The 25079-nt window shown below is 37.3% G+C and carries 15 protein-coding genes; 9 read left to right on the forward strand and 6 right to left on the reverse strand.

Going from position 1 to position 25079, the window contains the following annotated elements; translation table 11 throughout:
* Positions 1–407 precede the first annotated feature (407 nt).
* The 3 genes from ACVWYG_RS14000 (at position 408) to ACVWYG_RS14010 (ending at position 7315) form a co-directional block, all read left to right on the forward strand.
* Positions 408–1727 (forward strand): DUF3887 domain-containing protein, encoded by a 1320-nt coding sequence (locus ACVWYG_RS14000; protein WP_457270857.1) that lies wholly within the window; start codon positions 408–410, stop codon positions 1725–1727.
* A gap of 590 nt (positions 1728–2317) precedes the next feature.
* Positions 2318–3220: an AraC family transcriptional regulator gene (locus tag ACVWYG_RS14005; protein WP_457270858.1), complete on the forward strand. Its 903-nt coding sequence runs from the start codon at positions 2318–2320 to the stop codon at positions 3218–3220.
* A 288-nt stretch (positions 3221–3508) separates the two neighbouring features.
* On the forward strand, positions 3509–7315 hold the full coding sequence (locus ACVWYG_RS14010; protein WP_457270859.1) for a TIM-barrel domain-containing protein: 3807 nt from the start codon (positions 3509–3511) through the stop codon (positions 7313–7315).
* A gap of 903 nt (positions 7316–8218) precedes the next feature.
* Here the strand turns inward: ACVWYG_RS14010 and ACVWYG_RS14015 are convergent.
* Positions 8219–9061, reverse strand: a complete 843-nt coding sequence (locus tag ACVWYG_RS14015; RefSeq protein ID WP_457270860.1) for an ATP-binding protein — start codon at positions 9059–9061, stop codon at positions 8219–8221.
* A gap of 200 nt (positions 9062–9261) precedes the next feature.
* On the opposite strand from ACVWYG_RS14015, the gene ACVWYG_RS14020 reads away from it, so the two are divergent.
* From ACVWYG_RS14020 to ACVWYG_RS14035, 4 genes are all read left to right on the forward strand, one after another.
* Entirely contained in the window at positions 9262–9831 is a 570-nt protein-coding gene (locus ACVWYG_RS14020; protein WP_457270861.1) for a hypothetical protein, read from the forward strand.
* Positions 9832–9888: 57 nt separating this feature from the next.
* Positions 9889–11427, forward strand: coding sequence for a hypothetical protein (locus ACVWYG_RS14025; protein ID WP_457270862.1), 1539 nt, complete (start codon positions 9889–9891; stop codon positions 11425–11427).
* A gap of 127 nt (positions 11428–11554) precedes the next feature.
* The gene (locus ACVWYG_RS14030) at positions 11555–11998 is read left to right on the forward strand and encodes a hypothetical protein (RefSeq protein ID WP_457270863.1); all 444 of its coding nucleotides are present in this window, start codon (positions 11555–11557) and stop codon (positions 11996–11998) included.
* Between the two features lie 281 nt (positions 11999–12279).
* A complete protein-coding gene (locus ACVWYG_RS14035; RefSeq protein ID WP_457270864.1) occupies positions 12280–12762 on the forward strand; it encodes a hypothetical protein in 483 nt (160 codons plus the stop codon).
* Positions 12763–13102: 340 nt separating this feature from the next.
* Here ACVWYG_RS14035 and ACVWYG_RS14040 read toward each other — a convergent pair whose 3' ends face one another.
* From ACVWYG_RS14040 to ACVWYG_RS14060, 5 genes are all read right to left on the reverse strand, one after another.
* Entirely contained in the window at positions 13103–15388 is a 2286-nt protein-coding gene (locus ACVWYG_RS14040; protein ID WP_457270865.1) for a glycosyl hydrolase family 95 catalytic domain-containing protein, read from the reverse strand.
* Between the two features lie 218 nt (positions 15389–15606).
* Positions 15607–16167, reverse strand: coding sequence for a transposase (locus ACVWYG_RS14045; protein WP_457270866.1), 561 nt, complete (start codon positions 16165–16167; stop codon positions 15607–15609).
* 384 nt (positions 16168–16551) lie between these two features.
* On the reverse strand, positions 16552–18051 hold the full coding sequence (locus ACVWYG_RS14050) for a M60 family metallopeptidase (RefSeq protein ID WP_457270867.1): 1500 nt from the start codon (positions 18049–18051) through the stop codon (positions 16552–16554).
* Positions 18052–18452: 401 nt separating this feature from the next.
* The gene (locus tag ACVWYG_RS14055) at positions 18453–19316 is read right to left on the reverse strand and encodes a beta-galactosidase small subunit (protein WP_457270868.1); all 864 of its coding nucleotides are present in this window, start codon (positions 19314–19316) and stop codon (positions 18453–18455) included.
* The gene (locus ACVWYG_RS14060; protein WP_457270869.1) at positions 19297–21627 is read right to left on the reverse strand and encodes a glycoside hydrolase family 2 TIM barrel-domain containing protein; all 2331 of its coding nucleotides are present in this window, start codon (positions 21625–21627) and stop codon (positions 19297–19299) included. The genes ACVWYG_RS14055 and ACVWYG_RS14060 overlap by 20 nt, the downstream gene beginning before the upstream one ends.
* Positions 21628–22338: 711 nt before the next feature.
* On the opposite strand from ACVWYG_RS14060, the gene ACVWYG_RS14065 reads away from it, so the two are divergent.
* Positions 22339–23808, forward strand: a complete 1470-nt coding sequence (locus tag ACVWYG_RS14065) for a pseudouridine synthase (RefSeq protein WP_457270870.1) — start codon at positions 22339–22341, stop codon at positions 23806–23808.
* Between the two features lie 128 nt (positions 23809–23936).
* Positions 23937–25046: a lactonase family protein gene (locus ACVWYG_RS14070; RefSeq protein ID WP_457270871.1), complete on the forward strand. Its 1110-nt coding sequence runs from the start codon at positions 23937–23939 to the stop codon at positions 25044–25046.
* The last annotated feature ends 33 nt before the right edge of the window (positions 25047–25079 follow it).

Below are 25079 nucleotides of genomic sequence, written 5' to 3' on the forward strand. Positions count from 1 at the left end.
AGCCGAGTATTTGCAGTAATCAACAGAGGTAATCCTTTTATAGATACTTTTAAATTTGCCGCTTAATTATTTGCTTTTTATCATAGAATACGCAACATAGATAGAGCAGAAGACGTGTTAAACCGCCCAAAATATCATTAATATTATAGATCTTAAATTAGCTGTTAGTCGGCATGGAATTTTGACTTAAAGAGGTTTAGTGTTGCGTTGGGGATTTAGCAGTAAAAGAGTCACAAACTAGTTCGTTAACCGAAATATGCGACGCACAACAAAGAGTTTAGCAATTTAAATCAGTTTGTTTTCGGTTCTTTGAATCCGACATGGATTTAATGTTTAGAAAATAAAATGTTTTTGCATTAAAATATAATTTATAAAGTAAATTACCCCCTGTTTACTTAAAGCATAAAATGAAACGAACCTACTTTCTTGTACTTGCCTTGTTATTTTCTTCTTCTGCATTTTCTCAGAATGTATTAAGCCTTTTTAAAAATGCCAATGATTTTTTTCAACTCATGCAAGAGGAAAAGTTTCATGATGCCTATGCTTTTTTCGACGACACCTTGAAGACGAAACTTCCGGAAAAGGATCTTCAACAACTTTGGGGCAATATCATTGAAAAATGTGGAGCCGTAGAAAGTTTGGAAGCAACGGGAAGCAAAGCCCAAGGCCAGTTTTATGCAGTTACGGTAGAAGGAAAATTCAAAACTATCGATCAGAATTTTTTGCTCGGTTTTAATAGTGCCCAAAAAATAGTTGGTATTTTTATAGCTCCTAAGCGCGTTGGACAGACCTACACATTGCCCACTTATGCCGATACTGCGCTTTATGTTGAAAAGGAAATATACATTGGCGCTGGTAAAAATCAGCTTGCTGCCATGTTAACCATTCCGAAAAACATAAAAAACTTTCCAATTGTAGTTTTTGTGCACGGATCTGGGCCTAACGATATGGACGAAACCTTTGGTCCGAATAAGCCATTTAAAGATTTGGCCGCCGGTTTGGCTTGTAAAGGCATTGCGTCGCTCAGATATGTAAAACGCACATTGGTTTATCCAAATGAATTTGTTGGGGCATTTACCGTAAATGAAGAGACCACGAAAGATGCGCTCGCAGCAATTGAAGTTGCAACGCAGGTGGCTGGAGCTAAAAAGAATGGAGTGTTTGTTTTTGGGCACAGTTTAGGTGGCATGCTTGCGCCAAGAATTGCCACACTCGCTCCAAACCTTGGAGGTATTATTTTAGCTGCTGCTCCTGCAAGAAAGCTGACGGACCTTATAATCGAACAGAATAAATATCAGTTTTCACTTTCAAAAGATACTACAGCCGCTGGGAAAGCTAGGTTTGAAGAAATTTTAAATGAAGTGAACAAAGGAAGCATCACAAAGCTTGGCAACATTAAACCAGATTCTATCCTTGTTGGTCTGCCTGCTTCTTATTGGATCGACCTGAATAATTACAATCAAGTTGAGGTTGCAAAGAAATTGTCGAAAACTCGAATACTGATCATTCAAGGCGGTAATGATTTTCAGGTTGGTAAAGCTGATTTCGATTTGTGGGAAAAAAATCTCGGCAAGCGGAAAAACGTGACCTTAAAATTCTATCCAGAGCTAAATCACTTACTTAGCAAACAAACGGAAAAGGGAACTACCGCGCAATACGAAATTCCGGCGAGCGTCTCAGTAGTGCTTTTAGATGAAGTTGCCAATTGGGTTAAAGATAAAATTTAGGTGTCAAATACTTTATTTTAATAAGCTGTAGGCTGCCAACTTATACTTGCGGCCGAAATAACGTGGCTAAACAAGCGCTTAAAAATATATTTCCTTTTTTTCGAGTTGGTTAGCAGAGTTATTAGTCGTTTAGCATGAATTTCGGAACCGCAAAATAACGATGCGTATGAGTTTTCTGTTTTCTTAACAGATCGGTGTGCCCGCAAACAGACATTGATGATTTAACCAAACTATGGATCATTTAAGGCCTTGATCTAAGAATCTCAGATCTAAAGATAAATATAGTTTCTATCGGCAATCCTCAAAAAGATTAAAAAAGCCATGTAATAAATGACCGAACGAGCGTCTCTCAGATAAAAATTGATTTTCGAATGCTTGAGTAGGCTTTTTTAAGCTTTTTTGGCCTGTATTTTTTGAGAATGGCGCGCGCAGAATTGTTAAGTTAAATCTGCAAAAAGCGGCTATCGAATTTTTTCTAGCTTAAATTGCGATTTTTTAATACATTTATTTTATCTTGCGTCAGAACGTGTTCGTAAACACTTTGGAGAAATACATTATTCAGGCTATTTTTAACTAAAACCTATCCCCAAATGAAACCAATTCTGAGAAAATCCATTCCCGAAGTAGAAAGTTCATTTATCGTTAAACAGTACCCAGGCCATAAAATGGTTAATAGTTGGCATTATCATACAGAGTGTGAGCTTGTATACATAAAACAGGGTGGAGGGGAGTGGCTTGTGGGCGATTACAAAGGGCATTTTGAAAGCGAAGACGTCATACTTTTAGGTGCTGGCATACCTCATTCTTTTAAATACGACCATAATTATCTGGCAAATGAACGCGCAGCGCATGGAGAAGCGCTTGTTGCTTTGTTTTCACCTGAAATATTTGGCGACTCTTTCTTAAATCTGCCCGAATCTAAAGAAATTAAAAGATTACTAGAGTTAAGTAAAAGAGGAATAAAAATAAAAGGGTGCAGCAAGGGTGAAGTAGCCGAAATGATGGAGGAAATTCTTCACGCCAAACAGGGTAGAAAGTTGATCAACTTGCTCAATATACTTCAATTTATTACAGAACACAAAGAGTACGAGTTGTTGGCCACCGAAGGATATTCGTACCAAACGGACCAAATTGGAAGTAGTCGTCTAAATTTAATTATAGAATATACATATGTTAATTATCAAAAGCAAATTACCATAGAAGAGGTAGCCTCTTTACTAAATATGAGTGTACATTCTTTTTGCCGATTTTTTAAGTCAAACAAAAACAAAACTTACATGCAATTTCTAATGGAAGTCCGCATCGGACAAGCCTGTAAGCTTTTGATAGAAAATGATATGCATTCTGCTGAGGTTGGATATACCTGTGGGTACAATAGTATTTCGCATTTTAATCATCAATTTAAGTTTATAAAAAATAAATCGCCACTCGAATTTAAAAAAAGTTTCATGAACCTCTTAATGGGTAGTACTGGTGTTCCGAATGCTTTGTAGCAACACAACTGCCAATATTGAGGTACACTTTTACGCCTCTGAGCTAAGAAATAGTCACTCTAAGGGCTGAAAAAATAATGTGTCGTTTTTGTTGAGGAAGTTTAGATTAAATCTCTAAAATTGTTTGCAATAGTTGATAGAACATGTCTAACTGAGCAACTTTATACAAACAGTCTAACGATTAAAATCAATAGCAAAATTTAAATAAATTATTTACAAATTTTACATCTTATAATGGTAGTAACGATCAAAATAGAAAATAATAAGTTTTTTTTAAAATTTTGCTTCATGATTTTAATGACTTGTGCAACATGTATGCAAGGTTACGCTCAGTTGGCGAAAAAGACAAATGTCATATCTACGGAGATTGTAAAAGTATCTCAGATCAACCAAACAACTTTTCAGCTAGTATTTGAAGACAATAGCAAGTTGCTGATAGATTTTTATGGGGAAAACATTTTTAGGATGTTCGAAGATCCCAAGGGTGGAGAGATGCGCGCTCCGGAATCTAAGCCTCAGGCAGATATATTGGTTAAAAATTCCCGCAGGCCAGTGGAAAAACTGCAGTTGACACAAAACGATGCAGCCATCAATATAAGTTCAGTCAACATCGAAATCGAAATTGATAAGAAAACTTCCTTAATTAAGGTTGTTCAGCGCGCAAATAAAAAGGTAATTGTAGAAATGCTACAGCCTGTTAATTTCAGTGGAGAAAAAACAACATTGATTTTAAAGGAACATCCGAAAGAATATTTTTTTGGCGGTGGCGTGCAGAACGGAAGATTTTCCCATAAAGGGAAAACCATTTCGATAGAAAATCAAAACAGTTGGACAGATGGCGGTGTGGCTTCGCCCGCTCCATTTTTTTGGTCGACAAACGGTTATGGGTTTATGTGGCATACCTTTAAGCAGGGCAAGTATGATTTTGGCGAAAAAATACCCGGACAAGTTCTGCTTTCTCACGAGTCAAATTATCTGGATGTATTTTTAATGGTAGATCATGGGGCGGCAAGTCTTTTGAGCGATTATTATCAACTTACAGGCAACCCTGTACTTTTACCAAAATTTGCTTTTTACGAAGGGCATTTAAATGCATACAATAGAGATTTTTGGAAAGAAGATAAAGAAGGGATTTTGTTTGAAGACGGAAAACGGTATTCAGAAAGTCAGAAAAGTAACGGTGGCATTAAGGAATCGCTTAACGGCGAGTTGAAGAATTATCAGTTTTCGGCACGTGCCGTGATCGATAGATATAAGGCGAATGACATGCCATTTGGTTGGATATTGCCAAACGATGGATATGGAGCTGGTTATGGACAAACGAGCACGCTGGATAGCAACATTAGAAATTTGAAGTCTTTTGGAGATTACGCAAGAAAAAACGGGGTGCAAATTGGCCTTTGGACACAGTCAGATCTCCATCCGAAAGAAGGCGTTAGTGCGCTTCTGCAAAGAGACATCATAAAAGAAGTTAAAGAAGCCGGCGTACGTGTTTTAAAAACCGACGTAGCTTGGGTGGGCGAGGGATATTCGTTCGGTCTAAACGGCGTTTCAGATGTGGCGCATATTGTACCCGAGTACGGCAATAATGACCGGCCTTTTATTATCTCATTAGACGGTTGGGCAGGTACGCAACGCTATGCAACCGTTTGGTCTGGAGATCAAACTGGTGGAAACTGGGAATATATCCGTTTTCATATCCCGACGTTTATTGGCGCCGGTTTATCTGGCATGTCTAACATAACTTCTGACATGGATGGTATTTTTGGCGGTAAAAATCCTATAGTAAATGCCCGGGAGTTTGAGTGGAAAGCATTTACTCCGATGCAGTTAAATATGGATGGTTGGGGAAGCAATCCAAAATATCCTCAATCGCTTGGCGAACCCATTACTTCTATAAATAGAACATATTTAAAGTTAAAATCGGCATTACTGCCATACACCTACAGTGTTGCAAAAGAAGCTGTAAACGGACTGCCGCTTATACGCGCCATGTTTTTAGAAGAGCCGAACGCATATACTTTGGGAAAAGCAACCCAATATCAGTTTATGTATGGACCGAGTTTTTTAGTCGCACCAATTTATCAATCCACAGAGATGGATAAAGAAGGCAATGACATCAGAAATAATATTTATTTACCAAAGGGAACGTGGGTAGATTATTTTTCGGGGGAGGAATACAAGGGCGATCGCATCATTAATAGCTATGACGCACCAATTTGGAAGTTACCGGTGTTCGTAAAAAAAGGAGCCATTATCCCGATGAACAATGCAAACAACCATGTTTCGGGCATCGATAAAAATGCGAGGAGCTATGAAATTTATCCTTCGGGAAAGTCGGCCTTTGTGCAGTACGATGACGATGGGGCTACAGAAGCGTACAAACTTGGAAAAGGAGCAACCACACATATCGAATCGGTTGTTAAAGGAACAATTGCGACAATTACAGTTCATCCAAGCAAAGGTAGTTTTGATGGATTAGTGAAGCAAAAAGCAACAATTTTCAAAATTAATGTAACCAAAAAACCGTTAGATTTAAATGTAATGGTAGGCGGAAAAAAGTTACAGATGAAGGAAGCAGCGTCTGTAATAGATTTTGGGGAAAAAAGCAATGTTTATTTTTACAATGCTGCGCCAAATCTCAACGCATTTTCCACGATCGGAAGCCCCTTCGCCAATGTTAAGATGTTAAAAAACCCTCAAATTTGGATAAAGCTAGCGCCAACAGATATTACAACTAAAGAAATTAAAATACAAATTAATGGATTCGAATTTAATCCAAAAAGCAAGCTGTTGGTGCACTCTGGAGCATTGCAAAAGCCAGATATGGTGCAAATCCCAGACAGTAGTGATGCAGCGTATTCTCTAAAACTTAAATGGGCCCCTGTTGCAAACGCAGATTTCTATGAAATCATGTTCGAGAACGTGAATTATTCTACCATCAAAGGTACAGAGTTTTTGTTCGACGATTTAAGACCGGAAACAGCGTATGCTTTTAAATTAAGGGCTGTAAATAAAGATGGTCATTCTGAGTGGACCAGTTTTGAGGGCAAAACTAAGGTGAATCCTTTAGAATTTGCCATTCATGACATCATCGCATCCTCTTCGTCTACCGCGCAGGGTGGAAATGAATTAAGCAACCTTTTTGATTTTGACGAAAAGGATACTTGGCACACTTCTTATGGAAAAAAAGCCATTCCATTTGATATATTAATTGATCTAAACGGCATCAATCAGTTAGATAAGTTTCAATACATCCCACGGACTGACGGTGGAAATGGTACGTTGAAAAAGGGTAATATAACTTACAGTATCGATAAGAATAAGTGGGAAAAAGCGGGGTCATTTAGTTGGAAAGGAGATAATACTGTACAAACTTATGAGTTTACAGCGCATCCATCTGCCCGTTTTATCAAAATATCGGTTGATGAAGCAAAGGGCAATTTCGGTTCAGGCCAAGAACTATATGTGTTTAAAATACCGGGTAGCGCTACTCTGTTGCCGGGAGATATTAACAACGATTTTAAGGTTGACAACAATGACCTTACTTCTTACATGAATTATACTGGCCTGAGACAAGGAGATGCTGATTTCCAAGGTTATGTGAGCAAAGGCGATATTAACCAAAATGGGTTAATAGATGCTTATGACATCTCTATTGTTGCCAGCCAATTAGATGGCGGAGTCAAAATCGACGATAAGGAAACAGGTAAGCCTACTGGTTCGATAGTGTTGACTACTGATAAGCAAAAGTATAAAAAAGGGGAAATCGCCCAGATCTTGGTTAAGGGGATAAACCTTAAAAACGTGAACGCCCTCAGTTTTGAACTTCCTTACAATACCCAAGAATATGAATACGAAGGTGTAGAAATTCTAAAAATTAAGGGAATGGAAAATCTCAGTAACGACAGGTTACACTCTGACGGTACAAAAGATTTATACCCAACTTTTGTAAATATAGGGAACAAGACCACCATTAACGGCAACGAAGATCTGTTCATCATTAAGTTAAAAGTAAAGCAAAACCTCACTTTTAACCTCGGCCTTAAAAGTGGTATTTTGGTAGATAAATCACTCAATTACCTCACTTTCTAAACATGATTTAAAAAAGGGCTTCAGTAATTTAGGGGCTCTTTTTTAAGTTAAAATCACTATTAATTTGACCCTTGAAACGTTAAATAAACGATTTTCTTGAACAGCGGATAGGTTTTGTATCTACCTAGTTTGATTATAGCCCCGCTGTTTCACGTCTTTCCCAAAACGATGTAGCACTTTATATAAAACGAGATTTGTAATCCCGATAAGAGATAACTAATGAAATTTTCTAATTTGGAACCCCGATTTATATAAAATTGGTACGCACAAACTTGATATCCAACAGAGACGCGTCGCTCAAATTCTAGATTTCAAATAATACTAAAAGTCTTTTCTGTCGCATTAGTAAAATAATTTGAAAACGAAGCTTTCAGCAAATTAACAGAAAACAGCCCCGCCTTCCACGCTATCTTTTACCTCCATCTCTCCAAACCCAAGGGGCTTTTGCCTTCGCAGTAAAAGGATGTTGTTTCAGTCGGGTTTAAGAAGTCGGGACATTGCCATTCAACCAGGTTTTCCGAGTTGGCGGCTAATCGTTCTAATAGGCGTAACATCCTAACGTGCGAGGTGTGTTTTTAGATTTTTTGCGCTTTACATAAATATAGGCACGTCAAGCTAGAGCATTTTACCGATAGAAATTACCTAAATGTGAGATTGTTGCCAAATAAGTCGGGATAGGCGCAAGCTCAAGATGATGATTCCGATCATGTATCTAAAACAGAGCGTGATAGCGTAATTTTATCCATCATGCGGTTTTGCGCTAACGACAGGAACGGCATCTTTTTGGGCTTTTACTTTTTTGCCCAAAAAATACAGTGGATGGCGTGTTAAAGCGCCCAAATAATTATCTGACGATAGCATTCCATTCAATAAAATATGCGACGATTATTCCGCCATTCGTTCTTATTTAACCTCTTCGAGACGATAAGCTGTTACTGTTTTATTAAAGAAAGATGGCACATACAATATTTTCTTTTTTGCATCATAATCGAGATCTGCCGTATTTACCCGAGGATTATGACTGTCTAGCAGTGTTTCAACGTTGCCGTTTTTGTAAACGTAAAAAATATACCCTCCCCAACTTGTAACTAAGAAATCGCCGTTTCCTATTGGCTCCAAACCATCGCCGCCTTGCGGCAAAGTTGCAATTTCTGTTTTGCGTAAATTTTTATCAACCTTAAAAAACCGCTTACCACCCAAAACATAAAGATCTGTGCCAATTGCTTTCAATCCGTTTATACCATCTATGCCTTCCATAAACGTGGTGAGCTGATTATTTTTTATTTTATGGATTTTTTTGGTTCTCGAATCTGATATGTAGGCTACTCCTTTGGCATTTACCGAAACATCATTTAACATTCCTGCGCCTTCTACCGGAAAAGTTCTTATAGTGCTTCCTGTTTTTGTGTCGATTACAAATACCTTGGTTAAATCGGCGACATACAGATTATTGCCATATTTTCCCAAGCCTTTTGGAGAATCCATCCCTTTTGCAAAATGCAGGTCTATAATTTTTCCATCTAAGCCCAATAGGGCTATTTCTCCATTTCCATCGGCCGAAGAAGAATTACCAAGGCCAATCTCTGAAACATATAATAGTTTTTTATCGTAATCTATCAAAACAGATTCTGGAACAGCAACTACGGTATCGGTTTGCCATATTTTAATTAATTGGTATTTCTGTTGAGCTTTTGCGAGTGAAAAGCAGAAGAAAACCAATACCATTAGAACACTAAATTTTTTCATTTTTCAAAAGTTTATAAATATGTTGATATGCTGCAAGTTAATAAGATTTTAAATAGGAGCTATCTGCGCTCTGAGGTTTATAATGGAGAAACAAAATATTTTTATTTAACAATATTAAAAAAGTTCTTTCAATTTTTACAAAAAACTGATGTATATTTAGCTACCAAATATTTCAATTCATAAATCATACATAGCCGAGTATGAAAAACGCTCTACATAATCCTATTCTAAAAAACTATTTTAAAGTTGCATTTCTTGCAATCTCAACTGCAATAATATTCTATGCCTGTAAGAAAGACCGTGGGCAGCAATTGCAACCATCTGCACTTGGCGTAGCAGATTTGCAAACCTGGTACGAAAGTAACAGCGGCAACCTTAAGAAAACTACAATACTCTTTTCAGCTCTAAAGCCAAATTTTCAAACTGCATATTCAGCAGTTAAAGATGGTTATCAAATTACAGAATTTAATCCGACAGTTTCGAACCAGTTGGCTTTAGTTAGCGGGCCTGCAGATCAGGCGAAAATAGATAAGGTAATCGCAAACACTTTAACGAAATTTATTCTTTATAATGCCACAGGCACAAAAAACATTGGCGGCGATTACATGGTTTTGAGCGGTAATGGAACTCAAGATTTACAGAATGTACACTATAAAAATTACGAAGGTTTTACCGGGCAGGTTAACTTTTTTAACATAGATGGTACTTTCGAAAATGGATATGTGATAAGCGATGGAAAAATAGCGCGTACTATTAAAAAAACTGCGTAAACAGAAAATCTACAAAAAATTAAAGATGGTTTGGCAGAAAAAATTTCGAAAAATGGAATGAAAAAAGGCGAGCGGGTTATGCTTGCTCATATAGATGAAGAATGCACGTTGTCTTTTGTAAATGTCTATCAAACACAGTGTTTTCAGTTTGATGTAGAACCGGTTTCTGTTCGATCAAAACAAGAAAAGCTATCAAACGAACCTACTAGGTATATGAAGGGGAGTGAAAATTATTGCCATACAGAAATTTTAACCATTGTGGTAGAAACTTGCCAGAGTACTGGAATTGGGTGGGGTATTGGTGGTGATGGTGGCTATCCAGATATTAGCGGGGGTGGAGGTGGTAATTCGACAAACTACTCGCCAGTTTCACCAGCACCGAAAGAGATTATAGATAGTTTAAAAGGTTATCCATGTGCTCAAGAACTTCTAAGAATATTACCGAATTTGAAAAGTGAGATTGCCTCATTGATTTCTGAAACGTTTAAGAAAAGTGACTTAGCAGATATAGTATTTGGGGTTGAACCTAAACTGGCTGGCACTACCGTTGATGGGAAACACGCTAGCTTTTCAGGTGGAGGAAATTACAGCGTTCAACAAATCGGTTTAAATCCAGATGTACTTAATAAGTCATCAAAGGAATACATATTGGCAACTATGTACCATGAAGCATTACATACCTTCTTTGCAAAAGAGGAACAACGTTTAGGAGCTGTTGAATTTGCCAAAAAATATACAGGTGTAGAATTATTTGGAGGAAGGCTATTAGGAATACAGGGTGAGGACCATGTACCTATGGGCTACATTAAGTACATAAATCAACTTAAAGAAGCTATTTTAGCGTTCAATCCTAACCTTGGCGATATTAGGGCAGGGGTGTTAGCCAAAGCAGGCATTATCAAGCTATCGTTGAGTGAAAAAACTATAAACGATCAAGAGCGTGATACAACTGATCCAGTATCCGGGCTATCAAGGGACAAAATGTCCTTAAAATTCAATCTTATGAAATTCACCAAAACACTTTTATTAACTTTCTTGGTAATTTTTCAAGCGGCATATTTATTTGCGCAAACTACTGATAACGAGAAACGATTTTCGGTGATCGAAAAAAAAATTTATCGCATTTTTCTTTATGGAAATCCAGGTAGAGTTTTAAAAGATAGTGTATCGATATACGCCATAAATTTTAGACTTACTTTAGAGAAGAAAAACGATAGTCAAACAACAGTTTCAAAAATAGTTGTAAATGATAGCTTAGGCTATAAATTGTACCCGAGATACAAAGAGCTATACGACATTAACTTTATAGACCTAATGGGTTCAGATAGTCATGCAACTTTACTTATTCCAATACTAATTTATAACGCAACGGAAAATAAAATTAGATATAAAGATGAAAATTATATGGTATTAATTAACATGCAGGCCGCTATTAATGCTGCCTATGCACTCTATTCTACAACTGCATACAGTAATTTGAACGATACTAATGAAAATTTAATGTACAGGATTAAGGATACATTTACTACGGCACCGGTATTTGAAAAAATAATTACTTTTAGGCCTATTATCGTAAATACTTCGACAATGAAGTAGGTTTTAAAATGACAGTAAAAATTTTAGACATTTTGCTAGTCATCAATGCCGTATTTCAACTCTGAATGAAACAAAGAAAGTAAGTATATTCTCCGAATTTTCAGTCAGTTACAATTTAATTAAAGAGATGAAAAATCTTATTATAATACTACTCTATTTTCTATTTTTGCTCAATGGATTCAGCGCTTTTAGCCAGAGCAAAATTGTAAAGTTAGACACAATCTATTATTTTTTGGACACGGCTGCAGTTCCTAAGAAAGATAGGTTTTTCAAATTCGAGAGTGAAAGCCACTATAAAGTATATTTTTTGCAGTGCAAATGTTATCCATATGGAAAAGATATTCCTTTTTTTTATGACGCAGACAATCCAAATATCAAAAAAATAAGCATTGCAAATTTCGAAAAAATTAAGACAGTTTCTATTACCGAATTAATTAATATTGTTCTAAGCTCTTTGCCACAGCCCGCGTGGACTAAATATGTTTTTGTTTTTATTGAGCCAGATGGGACGAATATGAAGTTAACCTATTTGGGATTGGCAAGTCCTTATGATCCGAGAAAGGTTTACTAAATTTCAAATCAAAAAATTGTTGGTAAGGAATTTTGTTGGCAATTTCTGAATGAGGGTTCTACTAAACTTCCAGAAAAATTATTTGTTAAATTTATTGCTAGGGTTTCAAACATGGGAAATTTCATTTTACTTTCATTTTGCAATACTGCGTTCATTCCCCTATTTAAAAATTTAGGCTACCAAGGCATAAAATGCAGTAAATATTTATATTAAAGGAGAAATAGCAGCGAGAAAAGTCGAAGAAAATACAATCCGTGCTAAAAAACTTCACAATTTTCTATATGATCGGAATCTCAAATTATCACAACTACGTGGCAAAACACAATTTAAGTCTCACTCGTTATGAAGGCATAATTATCTGGGATGCTAAATTTGGTGCAGTGCCTCAGGATGTCTTGTTTTTCCCATCGACATGGAATAGACAAGGTTCTTTTAAAGAATTCTTGTTAATTGAGATTCAGAAACCGAATGCGACAGTTTTTCAAGTATATTTTCAAGGGATGCGATGGATACTGCCAGATCTTGAGGAAAGAATAATTAATACAAAATCTGTTGAAATTTTTGTTGGGTCTCAAACAAGTTCGTGTAGAGCATCATATGTTGCCATTACTTTTGGTTCTTATACTCCAGATGAGGAAGTCTTTATTTTAGAAGAAACAAATAATTTACAAATCTCAATCAGTAATGTTACCAGACAAGTCAAGTTAAAAGATTGGCCTAATGAATTTGGAATCGCAAAGTTGTATGAGCCTATTGCTTGGTAAATAGTTTCGGCTAGTGAGGTTAATATTTAACTTGAAATTCTATAATTAAAGTAGTTTGATAATAACATGTTTCAATTTAGCAGCTTTATTAATTACCGTAGGTGTAATCTGAATTCCGCACTTTATGTTTTAAGAATTATAAATGAAAAATTTGCCTATTCTTCTACTTTATTTTCTGATATTGCTTAGTGTATCTAACGTTTTTGCACAGAGTATAGCACCAAAGTTAGACACTATATATTATTTTCTCGATACTGCGGCTGTTCCGATCAAAGATAGGATGTTTGTTGTCCAAGAGGAAGATCCTGAAGTTGTTTATCAATAAAACATCGCTTTAACCTTACTCATACCCATTCTCAAAAGTAATTTTCTCTCCTTTTTTAAGATTATAAATGGTAATGCCATCTATTGTGGGTGCAGTTACCACTTTTCCACTGCGGTTTCTAGCAATTAATGTTCTAAAAGGCAATTTAATCTTTAGCAATCCGCCTTGCTCGGATACAACATTTACGCTTTCTGGTGCACCGTTTGTTTTGCTTGCGCTGATTAAAAATGCACCTTCAGCTCTCAAATCTCTAAAAGAGACATCTTTCCATTGGTTTGGAACTGCAGGGAATACTTGGATATATCCGTCTCTACTTTGCAGCAACAACTCGTTTACGCCTTGGGCGAAAGCAAAATTTCCTTCTAGCGTAAATGGACGATATGTAAAACCAGAATATTCCCCGCCTTTTTGATCGCCATTTAAATGGAAGCTATTTTTCGAACAAAAATTTGATGCAAAAATCTGTAATTGTTTTACTGCTTTTTCTGCTTGGAAAGTTCTAGCATAGAGCGATGCCATCCAACTAAAAGAGTAGCCAACCCAGGCTCTAGTTCCCTTCAATTCTATCTGTTTTAATGAATTGTCTATGCGTATTTTATCTTTTGTCTTGTTATAATCTAGCAGGGCTAAAGGATATATTGCCATGTAAGGCGACATATGGCGGTGAGATTCGGTTAAATTTTGTCCCGGTGCAACCGTAAAACCTGTTTCATTAGCTTCAAAACCTGGCAGTTCACCCATTATTTTTAACCAATGTGTTTGCCCAGTTTTATCACCTGTGGCTTGGCAAACTTCTGCAGCTGCTTTAAACAGAAACTTAGCCAGACCTAAATCGAAATTGCTCCAGGTTTTAAACCAAGCAGAGATGTCGTTATCGTTATACTCGGGGCTAGAACTTAATGGAAGATATCGAATACCATCTTTTAAGAATGTAATGTTTTCTAAAAACTTTGCCGATTGGGTGATGTAAGGATAGGCGCGTTCTTCTAAAAAGCGCTTATCCATACTGTATCTCCATTGCCAATAAAAATGTTGTGCACACCAAGCTGCCACCGTTGGCGACTGAGAATATTGGATCCAGCCGCCCATTGGATAGCCATTTAAAGTAGCAACTCCAGGTACATTAAGTCCATCTATGCCAAAATAGTCTTTTGTATATTTTTCGCTCTCTCCTTTTATTTTCCAGAGCCAGTCTGTAAAAGTTGCGCCTTCTGCCAAATGATTAGAAGTGTAGGTTGGCCAATAGCTTAATTGGGTATTTAAATCGTTATGAAAATCGCCTTTCCATGGGGGCAGACTTCCATTGTCTGCAGTCCAAACTGCTTGCAGCGTAATTGCCGGTGCTCCTTTTCTAGCTACACAGCCCAATTTGTATTGCTCAAGTTCGTATTGCTTTTGTATTAAAGTATCGGGTACGGAAATAGCTGATTTACCCCAAAAATTTGCCCACCAAACTTTATGAGTTTTTAATAGGTTACTTATACGGGTTAAACTTAAATCGGTTAGCTTGTCTGGCTGATCTTTGTTGATTTCCCAACTTCCAATTAATTTGGTTCCTTCTCTTTTCCATTTAATAAGAACCTCATAATAATGCCCGTCATAGGTAGGCTGTTTGTATTTTATCTCATTTTCTGTTTTCACCACCTCACTATTTTCGTATCCTAATTTTTGTAAACCTTCGCCGCTATGGCTATTGTCATTTTGAGATTTTTCTTGCCCGTTATAGTTATGTACAATCAATTCTGGCAAAGCCGAAGACTCCTTTAAGTTTTCAAAACTAAAAACGCCCAAGTTTTCAGTTGCATGGATGAAACATTTAAAAACTGTTCCATTTTCGAAAGTGATGGTATTCAAAGCAGTTTTTAGATTCAACACGTTCGATATTACTTTACCAAAATTGGCGCTTTTAAATTCTAATGCAGCAGCAGGTAATTTTGTTGGATAAGGAAAGGAATTATAAGGATCGTCTAATTTTTTTTGTACGATTTGGTACTCTTTTTTCTCCACTTGTTGCTGTACCCAGGCAAAATTATTTACATCCAAATTTCTATCGGGCAAGCGCTCATCCCATAAATCTGCCCTATCTAACGATATGCGAAGTTTATCTTCCTTACCCCAAATTAATGCACCCAACATACCGTTGCCGAGTGGCATTGCTTCATCCCACCTGGTGGCTAACGACGTAAACGAAAGGTTATGTTTAGGTAAATTTTGCGCGGCGCCAATTTGATAAAGAATTAAAAAGGTTAGGAGTGTGAGGGTTGTCTTTTTCATTTTTCCTGTTAAAATTTTTTTAAACATAATGCTGTGTTTTCCTGTGCGCCAATCTTACCGATCGACTTGTTAGCTCTGTCAATAATTCTTCTATTGCCATAAGCCTTAATTCATATTTGTCGCCAGGGCCTATTTTCATACCGTGGTTCGTGTCACCACGAACCAGTTTTCAAAATTCATCTCTCAAATCCTTTAAAAACTGCAGACAATCCAATACCGTGGTTCGTGTCACCACGAAACAACTTTCAAAATTCATCTCTCAAATCCTTTAAAAAGCCAAAGTTTTTTACACCCTCTTCGTAATATTTTGCAGACGAGAATAAATAATCAGAAGGATTTTTAGCCAACTGCCAATATGCAGTACAAGGATTATAATGCAGATAGTCTAGTTTTTGATAGGCGATTTCCTCATTAAAAAGATGAATTGCCAACGAATCTCTTTTCCAAAATTCATAACTTTTATTTTCTCCCTCTACTTTATAAAAATCTAGCCGCTTGTTTTCATCTGCTTTCAACATTTTTTTAAAGGTATGAGCAGTATATTTTAGAAAAGAGCTTTGAGGTGCTTCTTTGCCATTCATCTGATTTATTTTCCATATGAGGTGAATGTGGTTGGGCATAATGACAAAAGCAAATACATCCACTTTTCCTAAATTAGTTAGATGGATTAATGAATCTGTGATAACGCTTTTATAATCAGATTCTAGCATTAAATGTTGCCACTTATTTATTGTCGCGGTCCAAAAATATACTTCTCCCATCTCAACGTAACTCTTTCGTTTTACTGTAAATAAATTTGGTTCCATTAGATTTTAAATTTTCGGGAAATATAAATTTACTTGGTGCCCTTTCTGTTTCGGTTCGTGGGGACACGAACCGAGGGTTGAGAGGGTTGGGGTTGAGACCTCGTAGTTTAGTGAGAATTTAAATTTACTCATTAGTTTATAAATGTACTTGGTGCACTTTGTATTTCGGTTCGTGGGGACACGAACCGAGGGTTGAGTTTTCAAAATTCACCTTTTAAATCTACCGTGGTTCGTATCACCACGAACCACCTTTCAAAATTCACCTTTTAAATCTTTCCGCTTTCTATTTCGGTTCGTGGGGACACGAACCGAGGGTTGAGAACCACGTTCCGGTATGCCTTCATACCGTGGTTCGTGTCACCACGAACCACCTGTCGAGACAGTCTAGTTTTTGGGAGGAAAATTAAAAGGTGTCCATTTAGGATATTTTATCAGGTCATTTTGGACAGCATTACTTACTGGTATGCCCCATGTTAACCAAAAAGGAGCTAAGTTTCTTTTCACGATGTTAGAGTAGGTGCTCACCCATAAATCTATTTTTTGTTGATCGTTTAGCTTGCCCATGGTTGGTCCTAATTTTTGGTATGCTCGAAAAAAAGTTTTAAAACTTTCCCAGCCAAAGCCCTCTTGCATTTGCCTAAACATAATCAAGCCCAAAAAAGCATCGCTTTTCCACTTTTCATAACTTGCTCCTTCTGCAAAGTACTTCTTCATCTGTTTTTGGGTATTTGCACTAGAAATTGCTGAGTGTGCGCCGTCTCGTCCCCCAACCAATCTATCAAACATATACAAAGAGAAGAAGTTATTGCTCACTTCTGTAGTACCGCCAAATACCCAGTTAAGGTTTTGCATATTGTGTCCAATTTCATGAAAGAATCCCCAATTTGCTCCGCCATTGCTTGGTTTCATTAACAGCTCTGGGTTTGCCATAATTTCGTTTGATAATAGACGTTTTGTTGGAGAATGATGAATCATTATGGGATATCCGCTGTGCATATATCCGCCGCCAATATGTTCATCTGGCACTAGGCGCTGTGCGCGGTAAAAAGGTACAGGCATTTGGGCTAAATCCATTTCTCCCTCAATTATTAAATCCCACAACCTCATAACTGTATCTGGATTTTTAATGGTTTGCAAAACGCTGTCTGGCAAGGTTAAGATTATATTTTCTGTGGCAAGCTCGCCCCAAGGTGCTTTGTTGTTTTTTAATTGTACTTGCCAATCAGCAAAAGATGTTTTTCCAAGTACAAATAATGGCGACGTTACGGCATGTTTTACGGTAAAATCTGCGTTGATGCTGGCGTCTTTGTAAGGAAAATTTATATAAATCAAGCCTCCAAATGGCGACGTTAGTCTATTTTTTCCTCGCTTTAGTTTTTGAGTTTTGGTTATGATTGGCATTCGCCTCCAATCTTCTTCTCCCGCGACCCAATAATTTAATCGATCGGTGTGAGCACCTATTTGTACTTTGGCATTGCTTGCATCTTTCGGTACATCTACCTCTATATATTCGCCGGCAACTGCGTACAAACCTGTACTATACATGGTATCGTGGTTGTAACCGGAATAGCCCAACGTGGAAACCACTTTTAATAAGCTGTCGACTATTTTTTTATGATTTATGGTGATTGTTCTATCTACAAACTGATAACCATTTTTCACTTCGCCTGGAAAGGTAGCCGAAGATGGTTGTGCTTTGATATTTTTATAATCCGTACTGTTTAAAATGCTATCGCTCCATTTTGAGATCTTTTTTCTAAAATCAATTTCCTTTTTATAGAGTGGATTTTGTGGCGTAACTACTATAGTTGCAGGGTTTTTGTTTTGAGCAAATGTAAGCCCTGTGAGGAGCGAAAGGAATGCGAGTAAGCTTAATGTTTTCATAGTTTTCATTCTTTGGTTAAGGCTTGCCACTTCTTTTTAGACTTTCAACTCGTTCCATAAGAATCGAACAAGCTTAAGACGAATACATTGTTATGTGAATGGATGTTTTATGCAACAAGGCCGCTTTGCAACAGGAGTAAATTTCTACTGTCTTTTAGTATCTAAACCTGATGTCCAATACAGCAATATCATTAAGTTAAGGAAAACCCAACAAATGTTGTCATCCTGAGCTTGTCGAAGGACTGCAATTTCGTCGATTTTTGACTAAAAGGGTCTTCGACAGGCTCAGACTGACAGTGATTTAATTTAACTTAATAACCTTACCCAAGGGGATGCCTTTTGCACAAGACTTGCCCAAGTTATGTGTAGAAGCATTCCGTTTTCAAATTATTGGAAAAATTTTATTTAATGGCTTTAATAAAGTAGCTATAACTGTAATCTTTAAACGGAATTTGATATTGAATAAGCGGCATAGAACCCCAACTGTCTATGCCCTGCAAACCCAATTGCTGCATATCCATGTGTACGTAAGTTTGCGGGCGTTTCACTAATTCGCCACTGTGAAACTGCTCTTTGTGGTCTTTGGGGTCTAAATCTTCGACCGAATAGGGCAAAGCATTGAAGCTTAACAGATGATCGGCAAACTCAAAACGTAAACCCTTACCTTTCTTATCGGTAAAATCTACCCAACGTACATCGGTTTTATTTCCACTTTCTTGCGGGCGCGCATAACTAAAATACTGCTCATCGACGGTAGATTTATAGGTGCCAATTAACGATGCAGTTTTCCGATCCACATAGTTTTCACCAGGTCCGCGACCATACCATTGGATATTGCTATATGCAGAATTTAACTGCAAATCATTTCCAACGCGCATTAGCGTTTTATAGTTTCCGTTAACCGCTTTAAAATTATTTTCTACTTTTATACTGCCATCAGCATAGATGTAGAAGGTTTGTTTGGTAGTGGCATCACCATTTAGTAAAGTTGAATTTATTTCTACGCTACCTAAATAGGTCGTTCCAGTTGCCTTAGATGCAGTTACACTTATATTTTTGCTATTTTCATCATAAACATTACGCCACATTCTTAAGCTTTTATTTAAACCGGCACCAATATCATTATCGGTTGGTGCGCGGTAGAAACTTGGCTGAGGCCCAGATATCAACATTTCTTGGCCTTTTACTACATAACTTATTAATTTTCCGACTTTAGTATCGAAGGTTACAGAGAAATTATTTCCTTCAAAAAACTGCTTTACCATCGCTTTTTACCAAAGTTAAGTTCTCTTTAAATTTTGCATCTTCAGGGGTATTTACTTTCGGTTTTCCAGCCAAAGCAATTTGCTCATAAGCGATATCATAACCCTTTTCTAAAAATGGTTCAGCGGTTTTTAATCGATAATGAACGTTTAAGAAGTACTCTTTCCCCTCTTTATATGAAGTTTTAAAAGGTATGGTTATGGTTTGAGTTTGGCGTGGCTCGATGTCGATTTTAGAAATAATGCCACTTTGAATAATTTTTCCATCTTCTAGCAAGTTCCAGGCGAGTTCGATATTATTAAGGTTTTTAAAGAAATAACTATTGTTTACGTTAATTTGGTTGGCGCCGTTAAAAGTAGTTTTGATGTATTCATATACTTTTTTAACCTCCACAGCCATCGGAGTTAAACCTCTGTAGGCGGTTACTACGCCCTTAACACAAAAGTTGTTATCGCTAAAATTCTCATTTACTGGGCCACTTAATGGAAAATCTCCACCATAAGCCATAATCCTTTTTCCGTTTTTAACGGTATCTAAAGATTGGTCTATCCACTCCCAAATAAACCCGCCTTGTAGCTTCGGATTATTTTCTATTGCATCCCAATACTCCTTGAAGTTGCCCAAACTATTACCCATTATGTGCGCATATTCACTCATAATAAGCGGTCTGGTTTCTTTATTTTGTTTCGAATAATAAGTTAACCAGTTTGGATCTGGATATTGAGGAACAATCATATCCGTATTGTAATCTTCCTCCGCTCTTTCATATTGCACCGGACGAATGTCTGTTTTCTTTAACCAATCATAACCTTCGTAAAAGTTTACCCCATTTCCTGCTTCGTTACCTAAACTCCAAGTTACTATAGCCGCGTAATTCTTGTCACGCTCATACATCCGTTTGATCCGTTCTAAGTGTGGCACTCGCCATTGCTTATCATTTCCAAAAGTGGTTGCTAAATCGTAGTAACGGCCATGACTTTCTATATTTGCCTCATCAATTACATATAAACCATATTCATCGCAAAGGGCCATCCAATAAGGATCTGGCGGATAGTGAGAATGACGAACCGCATTAACGTTTAGCTTTTTCATCATCTCCATATCTTTTTCCATATCGGCACGAGTTAACGTATGGCCTTCCTTCGCATTATGTTCATGTCTATTTACTCCTTTTAAGAAAACACGTTTTCCGTTAACCAAAAAATCGCTTCCTTTTATTTCTACCGAACGGAAGCCAATACGTTGGGGAATAACTTCTATTACTTTTTCATTTTTATCTTTCAAGGTGATGTAAAGCGTGTACAGATATGGCGTTTCAGCAGACCATTTATTTACGTCGTTTATCTGTGTTTTAAAAGACATTTGGTGATGATAATTTCCTAAAACAGTCGTCATTTTAGAATTCTCTTTCCATACACTAGTTCCTTTTGCATCTACCAAATCTAAGGCTACATAAAAACTGTCTGGCTTGCTATGTAGTGTGCCACGATCAATCTTATAATTATTTACAAAAATGTTGGCAGTTAGAAGTCCGTTTTTATAGTCTGAATCTAAGGTCGCAACCGTTTTGAAATCCCGCACATCAAGTTTCGGTGTTGAGTACATATATACATCTCGCTCTATTCCCGAAATGCGCCACATATCTTGGCATTCTAAATAGCTCCCATCACTCCATCGGTAAACTTGCAGCGCTACCAAATTTTCTCCTGGCTTAACGTACTTTGTAATATCAAATTCTGCAGCAAGCTTACTGTCTTCGCTGTAGCCTACTTTTTTTCCGTTAACCCAAATAAAGAAAGCTGATTTTACGGCACCCAGATGTATAAAAACCTGTCGGCCATTCCAATTTTCTGGGATATTTATTTTCTTACGATAAGAGCCTACCGGATTGTTATCTACAGGGATATCAAACGGAGGATTCATTTTAGCGCCAGTTAATTTGCTGCCGGCAAATTCATACGGTTGGTTTACATAGATCGGCGTACCATAACCATTAGTTTCCCAATTTGCAGGTACTTTAAAGTTATCCCACTTTGCATCATCAAACCCAACTTTATAAAAATCCATTGGGCGAGTGCGTGGATCTTTCACCCAGTTAAACTTCCAACTGCCATTTAGAGAGATAAAGTGAGTAGATTTTTCCTTCGCTCGTTTTTCGGCGAGCGCTCTAGTTTCAAAAGCAAATCCATCAGCTCGCATCGGCATTCTATTTACCGAAACAATTTCTGGGGTTTGCAATTCTGTAGGAAGTTCTTGGGCGTATGCCTGCAAAGAAAAAACGGTGGCAAATAATAGAAGTAATTTTTGTTTCATTTATTTAGCTTAAAAAAACCCAATGTTTGTTGCAGGTAGTTAAAATGTGCGCGCCCACAAAATACAATAAATTTGTTAGAAATTGATAAAATTGCGCTCGAACTGTTTACTAAAAGCGAGAAAATGCTGCGTCATTATTTTGACTTCATTACCCAAACGCTCTTTTCAATAAGAAATCTTTAGGGGTATTCAGTCTTCTTCCACCTAAATAGGTAAAGTCAGCCTTTTAGGAATACGCATTATTTTGCTTGTTTTTAACTCGGTATTTTTATAGGTATAGTCTGTCTTTTTTTTAAGCCAACAGCATTAATTTTTGTTTGGGTGACGTCGACATCATTTTTGGAACTGACGTTTGTAATACGGAAAAAACTATCTGGCTGTTTTATTTGATTCTGGCGTAAATGGAACGGTTATTAAGGAATTGCCGATTTATAATTTAAGAGAGTATAAATTATGAAACGTTAAGGTTAAATTACAATTTAAAGAAAGATAGGTTAGTAAATTCTCGTTGGCTTATTGAGCATTTTGAAGGAGGAAGTTTTAGCTGGCAGGAAAAATCACGAAAGCAAGGGTATGTTTTTCATTGAAAAGACATGAAAAAGTGCGATTTAACGTTCACATCTACGATTGTTAAAATGCTTATTGTTAGTTGTTAAAGTGGGCAAATTTGCGTAATTTTGCGACCCGTATTTTTACGGATAAACAAAAGTAATGATAAATAAAAACAATAGGAACAGTCGGGATGACAAGTCCAGCTCTGGTGGTCGCAAACCTGGCGATAGAAATGCACCAAGAGCACGCAGCACTAAAAGTGCTGATAGAGAAAATAGCTCGGATAAGCGACCTGATTTCAAGAATCGAAATTCGGAAGGCAATGAAAAAAGAACGTTTGGTCGCGATAGAGACGAAAAGACCTTTCGCCCGAGATCGGAAAGTGACACTCGGGATAGTTACCAGAAAAAAGAATTTAAACCAAGAGATTCGGGAAAGTTCACGGGGAAAAAAGATTTTGACTCCAGAGATTCAGGAAAATTTTCTGGGAAGAAGGAATTTGACTCAAGGGAATCGGGAAAGTTTTCAGGAAAGAAAGATTTTGATTCTAGAGATTCAAATAAGTTTTCTGGCAAAAAAGAATTTGATCCTAAAAAGCCTAGAGATAGGAATTTTGGCGATAAGCCATATTCCAAAGACGATAGAGGAAAGGGATTTAAGAAAGAAGAGGGTCAAAGTTTTAGGACCAAATCATTTGATAAGGGTGGCGAGGGAGAACACAAGCCTAAGTATACTAAAAAAGAGTGGGACGATTTTAAGCCGAGTGCTGGGAGTTCTAGAGATGTTGCGCCGAGGAGTAAAGACGGAAGTGATACGCGTCCGTTTAGAAAACGAGATGAAGATAAACCATTCGAAAAAAAGCGTGCATCTGGCACCGTTCTAGCGCCTGCTAGGAAAACCAATGCAGATAAGGGGTTAATTAGATTGAACAGATATATTGCAAACGCCGGAATTTGTTCCCGCCGTAGAGCCGATGAATTTATTGCAGCGGGCGTTGTAAGTGTTAATGGTGAGGCAATTACCGAGCTCGGTCATAAAGTAGATCCTTCAAAAGACGCTGTAAGGTATAATGGCGAGCTTTTAAAAAGAGAGAAAAAAGTATACATCTTATTGAATAAACCTAAAGATTACATCACCACCACTGATGATCCCCAGGAGCGAAAAACGGTTATGCAGTTGATAGATAAAGCAACAAATGAGCGCGTTTATCCGGTCGGCAGATTGGACAGAAACACCACTGGCCTTCTTTTGATGACTAATGATGGCGACTTGGCGGATAAACTGTCGCACCCTAAAAATGGCATCAGCAAGATGTATAATGTAGAGTTAGACAGGTCTTTGTCTCAAGGAGACTTAAATAAGATTGCTTTTGGAATGGAGTTAGAAGATGGGTTAATTAAGCCAGATGCCATTTCTTATGTTGCCGGTGGCACCAAGAAGGAAGTTGGCATACAAATTCACAGTGGAAAAAATCGGATTGTACGTAGAATTTTTGAGCATTTGGGGTACAACGTCGATAAATTAGACCGTGTTGTTTACGGAAATCTAACTAAGAAAGACCTCCCAAGAGGCAGATGGAGGTATTTAGAAGATCATGAACTCGTTCAAATAAAACATTTGATGAAATAAGAAAAAATGAAGCAGCTTTTAGAGCTGCTTTTTTTGTGGGCCAAGTTTTTGTTTGGACTATATTGGAAAATGAGAATCAATTTCTGCAGCGTTAATAAATTTTAACCATTTTTGTTGAAAAAATAACAATGAAATTATTTCTATCTGTTTTGGCGTTATTAGCCATTTCCAAAATGTCCCTCGCCCAAAAAATGAAGCATAATCTACTTATCGGTACCTATACAAACTCTGATATGGCGAAAGGAGTTTATAGTTATGATTTTAATTCTATTACTGCTAAAGCTACTCGAACGCAGGAGCTTGACGCCGCCAATCCTAGTTTTTTAGCAATTGCTCCAGACGGTAAATATGTTTACGCAGTAAATGAGGACAGTAAAATGAGCACTGTAAGCGCATTTAAATACGATAGCAAAACTCAGAAACTTCACTTTATAAATAAAGTGGCGAGCGGCGGTACTGATCCATGTTACCTTACGGTTGACGAAAAACATGTATTTGTAGCCAATTATTCTAGCGGAAGTCTAACGGTTTTCAATCGAAAGGCGGATGGAAGTCTTACAGATTTGGTTCAACGTATTCAGCATACTGGCAGTAGCGTAGACGCCAAAGGAAGACAACAAAGTGCCCACGTTCACATGGGAATTTTTTCGCCTGATAGAAAATATTTTATTGTAAATGATTTGGGCGAAGACAAAGTTTATACCTACAATTATCACCCAGAAGCAAAGGCTACCATTCTTACACCGCACGCAGTTTATGAGACTACGCCAGGAACTGGACCAAGACATATCGTTTTTGGAAAAGATGGAAATTTTGCCTATTTGGTAAATGAGTTTACAGGGCAAATTTCGGTTTTGGCTTTTGCCGATGGCAAATTTAAAAGAGTAGAGGACGTCGAAACCGCTCCTAAAAACTTTAAAGGCGCTATTGATGGTGCAGAGATTCTGCTATCTGATGACGGCAAGTTTCTTTACGAGAGCAATCGTGGAGATGTAAACGCGATAGCCATATTCGCCATCATGCCTACAGGAAAGCTCACACACATAGAAACGATTAGCAGTCTAGGTAAGGGTCCCAGAAGCTTTACAATCGATCCAACAGGAAACTACCTGCTTGTTGGTCATCAATATACCAAAGAAATTGTCATCTTCAAACGAAGCAAAACCACAGGAAAATTAGTAGATTCTGGCAAAAGAATAAATCTTGGCGCTGCGGTGTGCCTAATTTTTGCAAAATAGTACTTCAGGTTATTCAGGATTTGTTGAACGCCT

Source organism: Pedobacter sp. UYEF25, assembly GCF_054061655.1.